The organism is Rhodococcus sp. G6(2025) (assembly GCF_058628105.1).
On the sequence record NZ_CP179750.1, the window covers coordinates 7,319,436 to 7,333,133 of the forward strand.

Genomic DNA, 13,698 nt, shown 5'->3' on the forward strand with positions numbered 1-13,698 from the left:
TGCACGCCGCCCAGCTGGATCACCTCTCCCGTCCACGTCCCTTTCCCCTCGTTGAGTCCACGTATCCCTGCATTGTCGGAGGCACCATGAGAACACACATTTCCCCGGCCGACGGACAGCGCGACACTGCGGTTCCACATGAACGGTTCGATACCGTGCCGGCAGCTCTAGACGCCATCGCACGCGGTGAAATCGTCGTCGTCCTCGACGACGACAACCGGGAAAACGAGGGCGATCTGGTGATGGCGGCTGAGCACGTCACAACCGAGAAGATGGCCTTCATCGTCCGACACACGTCCGGGTTTGTTTGTGTCGCGATGACCGAGGCACGTGCGACAACGCTGGGCCTGCCACTGATGGTTCCGCCCGACGGCAACACCGAAGTCCTCGGAACCGCGTTCGGCGTATCGGTCGATGCACGTGACGGTGTCACGACAGGCATCTCCGCAGCAGACCGCGCGGTGACTACTCGTGCGCTTGCCAGCCCTCAGACTCTCCCTGACGCTCTCACCCGGCCGGGTCACGTGATGCCGCTCCTGGCCCGGCCAGGAGGCGTACTGGAGCGCCCAGGGCACACGGAGGCAACCGTTGACCTATGCCGAATGGCTGGTCTCGAGTCTCTGGGTGTCCTGTGCGAACTCGTGGACGATGATGGTGAGATGTCGCGTCGTGCATCACTCTTCGAGTTTGCACGTCGACACGATCTGAGGATCATTTGCGTGCGCGACCTCATCGAGCATCGACGGATGCGAGAGCCAATTGTCACTCGCGTTTCGGAAGCCCGAATTCCAACGGCCTACGGCGACTTCACCGGGCATGCTTTCGCAGCACACGACGGCGTGGAACACCTCGCATTGGTCGCCGGAACTCCGCACCTAGCCGACTCCACGGCTACAGCGACACCGCTCGTTCGCGTACATAGCGAATGCCTGACTGGCGATATTCTCGGGTCTCTCCGGTGCGACTGCGGTCCCCAGCTCCAGGACTCTCTCGAATTGATCGCAACAGAAGGCACTGGGATCATCGTGTATCTTCGCGGCCACGAAGGACGCGGCGTGGGGTTGGGCGCGAAGTTGGCTGCATACGCGCTCCAAGAGAACGGCTACGACACAGTCGATGCGAACCTCGAATTGGGTCTGCCCGTCGACTCACGGGATTACGCTGTTGCGGCCGCCATACTCAGGGATCTCGGCGTGACACGAGCACGGTTGATCACCAACAACCCGGACAAGATCAGCGCCTTGTCAAGGTATGGCGTCGACGTAACACAACGTGTGATCCGACCTCCACATGTCAACCGCCACAACATCGACTACCTGCGCACCAAAGAAACTAGACTGGGGCACTCCATCATGCCCATCGCCGACGTCGCGGAGTTCGCAGGGTGACAACCACCGCCGCTAAACCCGTGCGCGGACAGTGGGGACTGCCGCGCACGCCTGCACACCAGTAGGTGATGTGCGGAAAATCGGCAAACTCGCGGTGGGAGCAGGGAACGCCACTGTTGGCGCTAAATTATTCGGGACCCTCGCAGTGGTAGAGCTCGCGCATGGCCTCGAAAGAGGCATTTTCCGAACGGGTTCCAGGCGCTGAGTGGAGGGGCATCTCCTTGCTCGAGACCGAACTCCGGTTGAACCGGTGGCCAGTCGAGCGTCGCCATGCTTGCGCATCGCGACAGGTCCACCGAGGGAAGGACGCTCAGAGCCGCGGTGTGCAGTGCAGAACTGCAACGTTCACGGCTCTGATTTCCGCTAGCGACGAAACACCCGACGGGTCGCCGTCCCCGTCTATATTGCCACCGCAGGACGCCCTGCTGTCGCGCCACCATCGACAACCAGATCGTGACCGGTGACGTAACCGGCCTCGTCCGACGCGAGAAACAGGATCCCCGCCGCGATCTCAGCGGGTCGGGCGGCGTATCCGATGGGCTGGAGCTTGTCGAGGATCTGCGTGATTCCGTCGATGTCGGGAACCATCGCGGTCAGCATTGTCCCGGGTGAGATTGTATTCACCCGGACACCAGCGGGCGCAAGCTCCAGTGCACACGCTTTCGACATCGACACCACCGCCGCCTTCGTTCCGCTGTATACCGCCATCCCCGCTGTGGGCGACATCCCACCGTTCGACGCAACGTTCACAATGACCCCGTGTCCTTGCTTCGCCATCAACCGGCCTGCCGCGCGCGTTCCGTAGAAGACACCACCGAAGTTGACCGAAACAGTCCGATGGAACTCGTCGTCGCCCGTCTCGACCAGGGAGTGGTTGGCAGAAACTCCTGCGTTGTTGCACATCACGTCGACTCGTCCGAATCTGTCGCGGGTGGAGTTCACGAGTGCATCCACCGACTCCGGACGGCTCACGTCGACCTGTACGAAATCTGCGCCGATCTCGGCGGCTACCGCCTCACCGCGGTCGCCATTGATGTCTGCGATTACGACCCGCGCTCCCTCTGCGATCATCAATTCGGCCGTTGCTCGGCCCAATCCCGACGATCCACCAGTGATGATTACAACCTTGTGCAGTACCCGTCCGGTCACGGCGAGCCCCTTCCTTCTAGCTGCAGCTATGGAGGGTGTTCCACCCCCGCGTTTGCTTGTTTAGTCACGCATGCAAATACCCCTACCGCCAAGGCACCCGTCCACAAGAGCACGCGTACGGTCCGTTAGCTCACGCCTTACCTATAGATGCCCCGATCGTGAGCAATCCGCCACCTGTGGACACGTGTGACCGATCCATCCCGCGATTTCGAGAGGTCGCCGCCGCGGTCAACAATGCTGCCAACTATCTGGATCCTCCACCGTTGCTAGTCGGGGCACACGATGCTGTCCCACTGTCCCGCCAGCGCGTCGCGCGCGATTTCAGATTCCAGGAACACCGGGATGTTCTCGGTGTGCTCGTAGTGCGGCCCACACAGTGACAATCCTCCGTCCACCGCCAGATTTTGACCGGTGACGTACAGGGACAGGTCCGACAACATGAACATCGCGGCAGAGGCGACATCGGCAACCAGTCCCCGCCGGCCCAGCGGAATGATGCCGCGTTCCCGATTCCCCTCGGACGTGCGGGCCGGGTGCATCCTCGGCGATTTGATCAGTCCCCACGACACGGTGTTGGCTCGGACTCCGAAGGGTCCGAGCTCGACGGCCATCGTGCGCGTGAGCGAGTCCAGGGCCGATCGTGTGGCCCCGTAGAACGCAAACCAGGGCATTGATCGATCGGCGTCGGTGACGGACAGGTTGACGATCGAACCGCGCTGCTCTTCTACCATGTGCCGGGCAACGGTCTGGCTGGTTCGCAGTGCGTAGGTCACGTTGGTCGCGAGAGCGCGAGTCCACTGGTCCGCTCCGAGATGAAGGAAGTGTCCGATATCGTCGCCGGACACGCCGCCGACGACATTGACGAGGTGCCTGATCGGTCGATCAGCTCCATCGAGAGCTGATACGAGGTCGCGAATCCCGTTCTCTGTGGTGATGTCCGTCAGTACCGGGAGCAGACGCACATCGTGACCCAAGGCTGCTGCGAGGTGGCCCGAACGCTCTTCGTCGTGGTCGACCATGATGACAGACGAGCCGGCATGTAGGAGGAGCTGGACCATCGCCGAACCGACCCCGCCGCTCGCTCCACCGATGACGACCGCGCAACTGTCCGCGAAACCTGGAAATGCGAATTCAGGAACCGGCGGAAGTTCGAACTTCACCGTCACAGCGGCATCGCCAGTCCGCCGTTGACCCGGATGATCTGTCCAGTGATGTACGACGAGGCATCCGAGGCCAGAAAGGTAACGGCGGTGGCGACCTCCCTGGCCTGACCCGGTCGGCCGAGCGGGATCTCGGCACTGTGCTCGCTGTCAACTGTGTTCCGTTGCTCTACATTCACTGTGCCATCCGCGTTCCGATAGTGAGCGGCGGTCATCGATGTCGAAATGTATCCGGGCGAAACGGTGTTCACGCGAACGCCGTCCCTACCCAACTCCATTGCGAGGGTCCGTGTCAGCTGCAGGACACCCGCTTTCGGGATGCTGTATGCACCGAGATTGGGTGCGCGGCCATCAACTGTTCCGGACGAGACATTGATGATGCTTCCACCGCCGCCAATGATCATTGCGGCGCCGACTGCACGACAACCGTGCACGAAGCTCTTCAGGTTGAGGGTGAGACCTTCCTCGAACTCGTCGTCGCGCATGGACAAGACTGGTCCTCGGGCCATGATCGCACCGGCGACATTCGCCAGGATATCGATCCTGCCCGTCCGCTCCAGCAGATTCGACGCTACGGAGGTGAAGTCGGCCGCTGAGCGCACATCCAATGAGTAGGAAAAAGCCGTGCCTCCCTGTGCCGTGATCTCCTCGGCGCAGCTTCGACAGGATTGCTCGTCGATATCCGCGCAGCCCACCGCGGAGCCCGCGGCGGCGAGTTCAATCGCCGTGGCTCGTCCGATACCACTTCCGGCACCGGTGACGAGTGCAGTGCGACCGTCTACTCTGAAGGTGGCACTGAGCATTTAGCGTCTTCCTTCCGTAGTGATTGCCTTGCTACCGCGCGGTGTAACCGCCGTCGACGACGAATTCGGCGCCGGTGATGAACGAGCCTCGTCGCTGGCGAGGAATTCGACCAGTGCAGCCACCTCTGCGGTCATCTCGTCGCGCCCCCGAATTTCCCAGGGTGGGGTGTCGGTGAAGCCGGGATGCACGAACTGACGCGAACGCCGCATGTCAGTCTTCGAACCGCACCTTTCGCGGACGCGTATGCGGGCGCAGAGCCGTATCCCACGTCGATTCCGAAAATCGAACTGGCATAGTCCACCACGGATCCGCCCTGCCCAGCCTGGAGGGCGGCGCCAGCTGCTTGTGGCCAGGAAGACACTAGTCTGCGTCACCGCAATCACCCTGTTTATAGCTCGTTTGAGGTTTCCTCGACCAGCTCCGGATGAGCGATACCCGCATTGTTGATCACTACATCGAGCGATCCGTACCGCGACACCTCACGTCCGATACCACTGGCAGCCCCGTGACCCGAACGATCTTGCCGCTGAATCGACCGGATACGCTGCCCGTCATGCCTTCAATGGTGCGTACAGTACGACGGCGTTGCCCCAAGGGTCCAGCACGACCGCTCGTGTCTCGTGTGGTCCGTCCTCCGGATCACGAACGATCGTGGCTCCAGCGGCGACTGCGGCATTCACTGCGGACGCAACATCGGACACCTTGAAGGACGCGGCGACGCGGCCACCGGTGACGTCCTCTTCAGGACCGGCGATGGCGACCGTGACCTTGCCGCCGTCCAGTGCAGCGAATCGTGAGCCGTCCTGGAACTTCGTCGGCAGTGTCAACACCGATTCGTAGAATTTCACCGCGGAGTCGACGTCGTCTACGGGATATAGCACATTTCCGACGGATACCTGTTGCGACATGATGTGGTTCTCCAATTTTTGTGAGTAAGTCGGGGGAGGCCCGCGCTCACAGCCGATTCGATTTGGTGTCTTCGTAGCGCTTGCGGGCGCGGGCGTTCGCGGCACCGAGCGCGACCTGGAAGTCACCTTCAGAGTTGTGGAAGGTGTTCCAGTTCTCGATTCGACGCCGATTCGAATCCTGGAAGTGGGGCACGACCTCGCGAGCGAACAACTCGTACGAGTTCAGGGTGTCCTGGGGCGAGGCCCAGTCGAGTACCCGGATGAGGTGAGTGCCGTAACCGCCGGACATCTCCTGCATGCGCTCGATGTGCTCGATGGCATCTTGTGGAGTCCCGACCACACCGAGATTGGACGCGCGGAACACGTCGAGGATCGGTGCTCCCTCGTCCAGACCCGACGAGTCATAGATTGCCTTCAGGAAACTCGCGTCGCGGAACAGGTAGCGTCCGGCGTCTTCCATGGCGTAGGAAACCTGCCGCTCGGCTTCCTCTCGTGTGGGGGCAACGTGAATGACGCTCACGAGCCGCCAGTCCCGGCGGTCTCCCGGTCCGTGCCCGTGTAGCGCCCGCTGTTCGGAGTAGATGTCCCAGTGTTCGGCGAGTACGCGACTGCCGGCGTCGGTTGCGGCGGCGAGGGCGAGCATCGGCAGCCCAAATCGTCCGGCCAACATAGCCCCCGCTGGCGAAATCACCGCTGTGACAGCCAACTCCGGATGCGGGCGGGTGTAGGGCAGCATCTGCAGCTGCGCCTGCCGGAGTTCGAACCATTCGGTCTTCCGATCGATGCAGCCGTCGGAAGTGAACAGAGCGAGGATCGCTTCGAGCGACTCTTCCATTCGCTCCCGGAGCGAGGAGTATTCCAGCCCCATCATGGCAGCATCGGATGGAAGTGCGCCCGGGCCAACTCCCATGATGAGCCGGCCCCGGGTGAGATGGTCCAGCAGTGTCATGCGCTCGGCGACCATCAGCGGATGGTGATAGGGAAGCGAGATCACTCCGGTACCCAGCTTGATGTGCCGGGTTCGTTGCGCGGCAGCCGCGATGAAGAGTTCGGGGCTGGAGATGATCTCCCAGCCACTCGAATGATGTTCGCCGACGAAGGCTTCGTCGAATCCGAGCTTGTCGAGGTGTTCGACGAATTGCAAGTCACGCTCGAGGTCCCAGGTGGGATTGTTCGACGGCTTGTGCTCGGGTCCGAGGAAGACGCCGAACTTCATCCTCGTGCGGTCATGGCTGGTCACGATCGATCACTTCCTTTGGTTACGCGGGTTGTCCAATCGGGGGCCTGTGATCTAGTCATGACCGTTTTGCCCTTCGTGCCTCGGTCGCCGCGTGGTCGACATCGCCCTTCGCGGTGACGACCACGCCGTAATCACGCCATGCGCCCTCGACAGTGATCCGTGCGGCTTTGACGTCCTCAGACACGGACTCCACAGGGCGTTCGAATGGATTTCCGATTCCACCACCGCCGCTCGTCTCGACGATGAATGCATCGCCCGCGAGGAAGAGTTCGTTATTGACCTTCGAATTGAGGACGACGGTATCTCCGTGGGGTGCTCGCTTCTTGAAGGCACCGGTTACTCCGGGTTTTCCGCCGTCCCGGCCTCGGGGGCCGGTTTCGAGCCGGTCACCGCGAGTGGTGACGTAGGCGTCGGCGAGCAGCCGGAACACGGTGCGTGTTCCGAGACCGCCGCGCCAACGTCCCGGACCTCCGGAGTCCGCGATGTACTCCACCTCCTCGACGATCAGGGGGCAGCGCACTTCTACGGGCTCGACCTGCGGGACCGAGTTACGCCCGAGACCGAAGTGGATGCCGGTGGCGTCCGGGCCGTCTTTACCGAACCGGGCTCCCACTCCCCCGAACTCGTAGGCGAGATGGACCCAATACGGCGCCGTTTTCGCGGCGATCGAGAAGGGCTGCAGGATTCCCGATGCTGCGATGGCACGTTCGGGGACTGCGTCGGATAGTGCCTGAAGTACCGCTTCCATTGCCGCGTAGGCCGGAAGGAAACGCCCACCGCATGGATAGGGCGACTGGGCATTGAGCAGCGACCCCTCGGGCAGGTTCACATTCAGGACCCGCAGGCATCCGTCGTTCATCGGGATCGTCGGGTCGACGAAGCACCTGAACGCAAACACAGCCGCGGCAAGCGATTGGGAGATGCTCGAGTTCACTGCGGCGGCGACCTGGCGGTCGGTTCCCTCGAAGTCCAGCGAAATGTCACGGTCACCGATAGTCACCGCAACCTGCACACGATGACCGCGCAGGCTGGTGACGCCGTCGTCATCGATGGTGTAGTCGGAGCGGTAGGTTCCGGCGGGCAAGTCCTCGATCGCGGCCCGGGTAAGAACCTCGGTGTACTCGAGGTAGTCGTTCACCCCATTCGCGAACCCCTGAATTCCGTACTCGCCGATAAGTTCCTCGACGCGTTTGGCCGCAGTCGACGCGCCCGCTATGAGTGCGCGGACATCGCCCTGCACCTTGTCAGGCGTGCGGCTGTTCAGGGCGAGGATCCGCATGATCGGCTCTTCCAACCCATCCGCGTTGGCGATGCGGACCGGAGGCAGTTGGAGTCCCTCCGCGAAGATCTCGGTCGCCAAGGATGCCATTCCGCCGGCGGACGCGCCTCCGATATCCGACACGTGGATCAAGGTCGCGGTGAAGTACTCCACCGTTCCTTCGATGAAGATCGGCTTGAAGACGAGGATATCGTTCGTGTGAACTCCGCCTTTGTAGGCGTCATTGGTGGCGAACACATCTCCGGGCCGCATCGTGTCGAGTGGGATGTCAGCGAGTAGGAACGGCACCGCCACCGATAGCGCCATGCTGTTCATCAGGGTCGTGGCCATCGAATGCGCGATAAGCCGACCGTCCTTGTCCAGGATCGCAGCTGATGCGTCGGAGCCCTCTACGACGAATGTCGAGAAGGCTGACCGCACGACGACGATGCTCGCCTCTTCCGCCGCGACGACCAGTGCATTGCGGAGCACCTCGGAAGTCAGTTGGGCTGTGCTCGAACCGCTGTCGTCGAGAGTCGGAGCCGAACCGTCGGCCAGAACGTGCGTCATTACTTCTCCTCCGAAGCGCGCGACAGAATTACGTTGAACTCGCCGTCGACCAGGGCGTTCCATGCCGGTGGGACCACGATGGTCGATTCACCGTCTGCGATGACGAGAGGTCCCGGTACCGGGTCGGCGCCGACGATTCCCTCGCGTTCGTACACGGGGGTTTCCCGGTACTCACCGAACTCACGGAGCCAGACGCGCCGTTTCCGTGCCGGCCCCTGACCTCGAGCATCAGATGTCGCGCGACGACCTAGGGGTACTTTCGGGACTACATGAGTCACCCGGACTCGATAGCTCACCAATTCGATGGGGCCCGAACCGTCGATTCCGTAGGCCTCCTTGTACTTTTCGGCGAATCTCTCACGCAGGGCTGGGAGCGATGAGTCGTCCCAGTGCCTACCTTCACCTCCGTCACTGATGCGGACGGTCAGTTCGTGTGCTTGACCGGCCAACCGCACGTCGACGGATCGCTCGACTCGGGTAGACGGTGCGGCGAGCTCCACGCCGAGATCACCGGCCGCGATCTCCGCGAGTTGAGTGAAGGTGTCGTCGACCGACGCCCCGTCGATGTCGTTCTCATGGCACAGTCGGGTGAGTACCCGGTCGGTGCTCAGGTCCGTGCCCAGGAGTCCGACTGCAGAACCGACGCCGCACGACGGGGGGATGATTACTGTGCTGATGTCGAATTCCTCGGCCACGCGCGCTGCATGCATCGGGCCTGCACCGCCGAACGCGACAACCGCAAAGTTTCGAGGATCCAGACCACGCTGGACGGTCACCACCCGGACAGCTGCTGCCATCGTTGCATTGGCGATCTCATGAATGGCATTTGCGGCGGCTTCGAGACCCACGCCGAGAGGTTCCGCGACACGTTCGCGGATGACATCAGCCGAGTTCTCGGGTTCGAGTCCCATGGTTCCACCCGCAAACCCGATCGGATCCAGGTAGCCCAGGACGAGGTTCGCGTCGGTGACCGTCGGGTCCTGACCACCGCGGCCATAACATGCCGGGCCCGGTTCGGAGCCGGCCGAATGGGGTCCGACCCGCAATGCCTGCCCGTGGTCGACCCAGGCGATGCTGCCACCACCGGCGCCCACTTCGGCAAGGTCGATCGCCGGCGTCTTGATTGGCACCCCGGTACCCGCCCGACGTCCGCCGAAGCTCCCCTTGCCACCGACGTGGAACTCGGTGGTGATGGCCGGGGCGCCGTTGCGAACCACCGACGCCTTCGCCGTCGTGCCACCCATATCGAACGAGATCACATCAGGGTGACCTGCCGACAGACCGGCCGCGCGGGCTGCGAGCACTCCGGCAGCCGGGCCTGATTCGATGGTTGCTACAGCGCGCCGACCGGCGAGATCCGCGGACATGACTCCTCCGCCGGATTCCATAACCTGCACGCGTGCCTCGATTCCGGCATCACGCAGCCGTTGCTCGAGCTTTCGCAGATACGAGACCATCACCGGGCCCACGTATGCAGACATCAGCGTCGTCGTGGTGCGTTCGTACTCCCGAAGCTCGGGCCAGATCTCGGCTGATGTCACAACCGTTGCGTCCGCCGGGAGATACTCACGCACTATCTCGGCGGTGCGCAACTCGTGGGCGGGATTGACGTACGAGTGCAGCAATGCGATCGACACGGACCGGATACCGCGATCCCGGATCTCCTCTGCGACTGCTCGCACGGACGACTCGTCCAAGGGAATGATGGCCTCGCCGGCGCTGTCGAGGCGCTCGAGCACGTCGAAACAGTCGGAAGCCGGGATGGGCGACAACGGCGGATCGAAGAACGTGTCGAAACGATCCTCCTCGACCCGCGCGTAGCGACCCAGCGGCAGAAGGTTACGAAACCCGCGCGTACCGATGTGCGCGACCCGGACACCTTTCTGCTCCAGAATTGCGTTGGTGGCAAGGGTGGTCGCATGTACCACCCGATCTACCGCGGCCGGGGCCACTCCCGCCGTAGCGAGGGCGGCCTGTACCCCCCTGACGATTCCTTCGGTGGGGTCGCCATGCGTACTGAGCGTCTTGGCAACTGACTCCTGGCCCGTCGGTCCGGCGAGGACGACGTCGGTGAAGGTGCCGCCGACGTCGATGCCGAGGGCATACCCGTTCGACGAGTGGTTCGGATCTGCTGACATGGAGTCACCCTAACTACTTGAGCAAGCGCTTGTCTATGAGTTTGTCACGTGCAGTTGAGCAGAGATTCGGCGACCAGAACAGGCAGCCACGGCACGAGTTCCCTGCCGCCTTCCTGCGCTCGACTCCACGGTGTCCAGCACACGTCCTCGTGCTCCCAGTTGAGCCGGATCCGCCGATGGAGCGTGGTCGCCACGAAGACGTGGACTGTCCAAACTCCGTCCTCGCCTGAAAGGCTCAGCACCGGCCCCTCCACCAGATCGGCCAGGTCGAGGCGAGACAGGCCCGTCTCCTCGCCCAACTCGATCAACACATGTGCGGCCGGATCGTCTCGCGAGTCGAGGTAGCCCGTGACACAGTGCCACCTACCCCGATCGCTCGCAACGAGCGAACTTCTCTGCAACAGACACAGCTCGCCGTCGTTCTGCAGAAGCATGGCGACGGCACTGCGACCGGAACGCTCGAGGCGTCGGCTCAACGAAGCCATCTCCACCCCTTTCGGTGTCCTGAATCACTATACACTTACCCAAGCGCTTGCTCAGTAGTGTATCTTCGGGATTCATGCAGACCGACCTCACAGGCAAGGTAGCGCTGGTAACCGGCGGTGGTGCCGGCATCGGTGCCGAAATCTCCCGGCGCCTCTCCCACCGCGGAGCAGCAGTTCTGGTACTCGATCGCAACCTTGACGCAGCAGAATCCGTTGCGGGCTCGATCGATCGGGGAACCGCCGTCGAAATGGACCTCGCCGACACCACCTCGATCGCGCTCGCCCTCCGCCGCGACGCGGTACTACGCGAGGTCGACATCCTCGTAAACAATGCAGGCCTCACCAGAGTCGAGCGGTTCGTAGACAGCGACCCCTCGGCATGGGACATGCTGTGGCAAGTGAATCTGCGCGCTCCCATGCAACTCTGCCACGCGATCGTCCCGGAGATGACCAAACGCGGGTGGGGCCGCGTCGTGTTCGTCGCCACCGACAGCGCGCGAGCGGGTGGCGGCGGCGAAGGCATCTACTCGGCGACGAAGGCCGGTCTGCTCGGTTTCTCGAAAACCTTGGCACGGGAAACGGCCCGGGACGGTATCACCAGCAATGTCATATGCCCGGGGCTGATCGATACGGCCATGCTGCAATCTGTTGCGGAGAACAACCCGGCGCTGATGGACAAACTGATCGGGGCCATACCGATGCGCCGCATGGGATCCTCCGACGAGGTCGCGGCGGCGATCGAGTTTCTCTGCACCGTCGACTCCGGGTACGTCACCGGCCAGACCTTCAGCGTCAACGGTGGGATCACGATGATGTGACACCGCCGGCACCCCCGCTCTCCACAACGATCCGGCCAGAAGGGATTCCAGGATGAAGATCGACCTCTCCGGCAAGACCGCACTCGTCACGGGCTCGACGAGAGGAATCGGGTTGGCAATAGCACGGGGTCTGGCCGACTGTGGCGCGCATGTGGTAGTCAACGGCCGCACTGCGACCGCCGTCGAGCAGGCCCTCGACCAGTTGGCTCCCGCCGGCAGCTTCTCTGCCGTTGCTGCGGACGTGACGACCGCACAGGGATGCGACGCGATCGCCCGCGAGTACCAATCCTTCGACATCATTGTCGGCAATGCCGCCGTGTTCGACTGGAAGCACTTCCTCGAGACGACTGACGACGACTGGATCCGCCACTACGAGATGAACGTGCTGGCGGCGGTGCGCCTAGCCCGTACCTATCTGCCCGGCATGCTCGAGCAGAATTGGGGGCGAATTGTTCTCGTGGCATCCGAGGCCGGCATGAACATTCCGTCGGAGATGATTCACTACGGCGTGACCAAGGCCGCGGAGATCGCCCTCGCCCGCGGTCTCGCGGAATTGACGGTAGGCACGGGCGTCACGGTGAACAGCGTACTGCCGGGGCCGACTGCGTCGAGCGGAGCCGACACCTTTCTCGACGACTATGCCGCCGAGCACGGGATCCCGCGAGAGAACGCGGATCGCCACTGCGCGACGTCGATCAGGCCGAGCACTTTGTTGGCCCGCCTCGCAACGGTCGACGAAGTGGCGAGCATGGTCGTCTACGCCTGTTCCCGCGAGGCCTCGGCAACCAACGGCGCGGCCTTACGCGCCGAAGGCGGCCTTCTGCGGCATTTCGGCTGACCGCAGCTTAGAGAACCACAACCGGATTGATCGGACTCGCAGTGCCTCCCACGATCGGCAGCGGCGCGGCAACGAAGAGGAACTCCACCCTCTCCGTGTGCGAAAGCTCCTCCAGCCACAACATTTCGATGAGTGATACGCCGTGCTCCCACAGCGTCAGCATGTGAATATCCTCGTCGACGGATCCATGGAATACACCACCGGGATCGAGTGCGCCGACCGCGATGTTGTCGGAGCCTATTGCCACGACGTCACGTTCCACCAGCCACTTGCCGCCGCTGTGACACAGGCCCGGCTGCTCGTCGTTGTACTTCTCGGGGTCCTGCGCGAAAACCGCAGCCCATCCGGTCCGGACGAGGACCACATCCCCGGCCCGGACTTCTACACCGGCCGACTCTGCCGTGTCCGCGAGCAACTGATCGTCGATTCGCGTCGAAGCCGCCAAATGGGGCACCCCGAGGTGCCTGGCAACGTCCAGCATCACTCCACGAGTGATGAGCGGTCCAAGTTTGTCGATTCCGCACCGTGTCGCACCGTAGCTACGCACGCGATTTGCCGAGTGCCCGTTGAACAACACGTCGTTGCGCCACATGTGGGCCAATGCGTCGATGTGGGTTGTAGTGCCGTGCGGCGATACGATCAAGGCGTCGTCCGCCACCGACATCTCCCCCTTGATCCGTCCGGTGCCGGCAGCATAGTCGCCGCCGTCCATCGACATGAAATGCTGTGGCAGCGGCCGTCCGGCGAGATGCGGGACGCGGGATGCACCGGGCCCCGACGTGGCACCCTGGATAGGGAGTGCGAGCGACAAGGTCGTGCCCTCGCGCACCGCCTTGAACGCCTCGAGCACCACGGTCGGAGTCAGGAGGTTCGCGGCGCCCCGCTCGTCGCCAGTTCCCCACCGCCCCCAATTTCCGAATTCCGACACGGCGTCGACATCGT

At 62.9% G+C, this 13,698-nt stretch carries 12 protein-coding genes; 3 read left to right on the forward strand and 9 right to left on the reverse strand.

The window, feature by feature from the left end; genetic code table 11:
• The first annotated feature begins 86 nt into the window (after positions 1-86).
• Positions 87-1,388 (forward strand): bifunctional 3,4-dihydroxy-2-butanone-4-phosphate synthase/GTP cyclohydrolase II, encoded by a 1,302-nt coding sequence (locus tag ACLIVD_RS33905; protein ID WP_491931455.1) that lies wholly within the window; start codon positions 87-89, stop codon positions 1,386-1,388.
• A gap of 399 nt (positions 1,389-1,787) precedes the next feature.
• Here the strand turns inward: ACLIVD_RS33905 and ACLIVD_RS33910 are convergent, their stop codons facing one another.
• From ACLIVD_RS33910 to ACLIVD_RS33945, 8 genes are all read right to left on the reverse strand, one after another.
• Positions 1,788-2,537 (reverse strand): SDR family NAD(P)-dependent oxidoreductase, encoded by a 750-nt coding sequence (locus ACLIVD_RS33910; RefSeq protein WP_491931456.1) that lies wholly within the window; start codon positions 2,535-2,537, stop codon positions 1,788-1,790.
• A gap of 266 nt (positions 2,538-2,803) precedes the next feature.
• Positions 2,804-3,703 carry an SDR family NAD(P)-dependent oxidoreductase gene (locus tag ACLIVD_RS33915; protein WP_491931457.1) on the reverse strand — a complete coding sequence of 300 codons (900 nt, stop codon included), beginning with the start codon at positions 3,701-3,703 and terminating at the stop codon, positions 2,804-2,806.
• Complete coding sequence (locus ACLIVD_RS33920; RefSeq protein ID WP_283334338.1) at positions 3,700-4,500, reverse strand: SDR family NAD(P)-dependent oxidoreductase; 801 nt, start codon at positions 4,498-4,500, stop codon at positions 3,700-3,702. Before ACLIVD_RS33920 ends, ACLIVD_RS33915 begins: the two co-directional genes overlap by 4 nt.
• Before the next feature lie 552 nt (positions 4,501-5,052).
• Positions 5,053-5,409 (reverse strand): VOC family protein, encoded by a 357-nt coding sequence (locus tag ACLIVD_RS33925; RefSeq protein WP_283334339.1) that lies wholly within the window; start codon positions 5,407-5,409, stop codon positions 5,053-5,055.
• A gap of 46 nt (positions 5,410-5,455) precedes the next feature.
• Positions 5,456-6,649: an LLM class flavin-dependent oxidoreductase gene (locus tag ACLIVD_RS33930; RefSeq protein ID WP_283334340.1), complete on the reverse strand. Its 1,194-nt coding sequence runs from the start codon at positions 6,647-6,649 to the stop codon at positions 5,456-5,458.
• A gap of 55 nt (positions 6,650-6,704) precedes the next feature.
• Positions 6,705-8,477, reverse strand: coding sequence for a hydantoinase B/oxoprolinase family protein (locus tag ACLIVD_RS33935; protein WP_491931459.1), 1,773 nt, complete (start codon positions 8,475-8,477; stop codon positions 6,705-6,707).
• Positions 8,477-10,615, reverse strand: coding sequence for a hydantoinase/oxoprolinase family protein (locus tag ACLIVD_RS33940; protein WP_491931460.1), 2,139 nt, complete (start codon positions 10,613-10,615; stop codon positions 8,477-8,479). The genes ACLIVD_RS33935 and ACLIVD_RS33940 overlap by 1 nt, the downstream gene beginning before the upstream one ends.
• Before the next feature lie 44 nt (positions 10,616-10,659).
• Positions 10,660-11,100 (reverse strand): NUDIX domain-containing protein, encoded by a 441-nt coding sequence (locus ACLIVD_RS33945; RefSeq protein WP_283334343.1) that lies wholly within the window; start codon positions 11,098-11,100, stop codon positions 10,660-10,662.
• Positions 11,101-11,174: 74 nt separating this feature from the next.
• On the opposite strand from ACLIVD_RS33945, the gene ACLIVD_RS33950 reads away from it, so the two are divergent.
• Together ACLIVD_RS33950 and ACLIVD_RS33955 are read left to right on the forward strand one after the other, a co-directional pair.
• Positions 11,175-11,918, forward strand: a complete 744-nt coding sequence (locus ACLIVD_RS33950; protein WP_317571390.1) for an SDR family NAD(P)-dependent oxidoreductase — start codon at positions 11,175-11,177, stop codon at positions 11,916-11,918.
• 52 nt (positions 11,919-11,970) lie between these two features.
• Positions 11,971-12,756 (forward strand): SDR family NAD(P)-dependent oxidoreductase, encoded by a 786-nt coding sequence (locus tag ACLIVD_RS33955; protein ID WP_317571389.1) that lies wholly within the window; start codon positions 11,971-11,973, stop codon positions 12,754-12,756.
• A gap of 7 nt (positions 12,757-12,763) precedes the next feature.
• On the opposite strand, the gene ACLIVD_RS33960 is transcribed toward ACLIVD_RS33955, so the two are convergent.
• The gene (locus ACLIVD_RS33960) at positions 12,764-13,609 is read right to left on the reverse strand and encodes a cyclase family protein (RefSeq protein WP_491931461.1); all 846 of its coding nucleotides are present in this window, start codon (positions 13,607-13,609) and stop codon (positions 12,764-12,766) included.
• Positions 13,610-13,698 lie beyond the last annotated feature (89 nt).

What these genes read in the sequence shown, in the direction of transcription:
- ACLIVD_RS33905 (WP_491931455.1), top strand. Translation starts at nt 87, where the DNA reads ATGAGAACACACATTTCCCCGGCCGACGGACAGCGCGACACTGCGGTT.
- ACLIVD_RS33920 (WP_283334338.1), bottom strand. Translation starts at nt 4,500, where the DNA reads ATGCTCAGTGCCACCTTCAGAGTAGACGGTCGCACTGCACTCGTCACC.
- ACLIVD_RS33925 (WP_283334339.1), bottom strand. Translation starts at nt 5,409, where the DNA reads ATGTCGCAACAGGTATCCGTCGGAAATGTGCTATATCCCGTAGACGAC.
- ACLIVD_RS33935 (WP_491931459.1), bottom strand. Translation starts at nt 8,477, where the DNA reads ATGACGCACGTTCTGGCCGACGGTTCGGCTCCGACTCTCGACGACAGC.
- ACLIVD_RS33940 (WP_491931460.1), bottom strand. Translation starts at nt 10,615, where the DNA reads ATGTCAGCAGATCCGAACCACTCGTCGAACGGGTATGCCCTCGGCATC.
- ACLIVD_RS33945 (WP_283334343.1), bottom strand. Translation starts at nt 11,100, where the DNA reads ATGGCTTCGTTGAGCCGACGCCTCGAGCGTTCCGGTCGCAGTGCCGTC.
- ACLIVD_RS33950 (WP_317571390.1), top strand. Translation starts at nt 11,175, where the DNA reads ATGCAGACCGACCTCACAGGCAAGGTAGCGCTGGTAACCGGCGGTGGT.
- ACLIVD_RS33955 (WP_317571389.1), top strand. Translation starts at nt 11,971, where the DNA reads ATGAAGATCGACCTCTCCGGCAAGACCGCACTCGTCACGGGCTCGACG.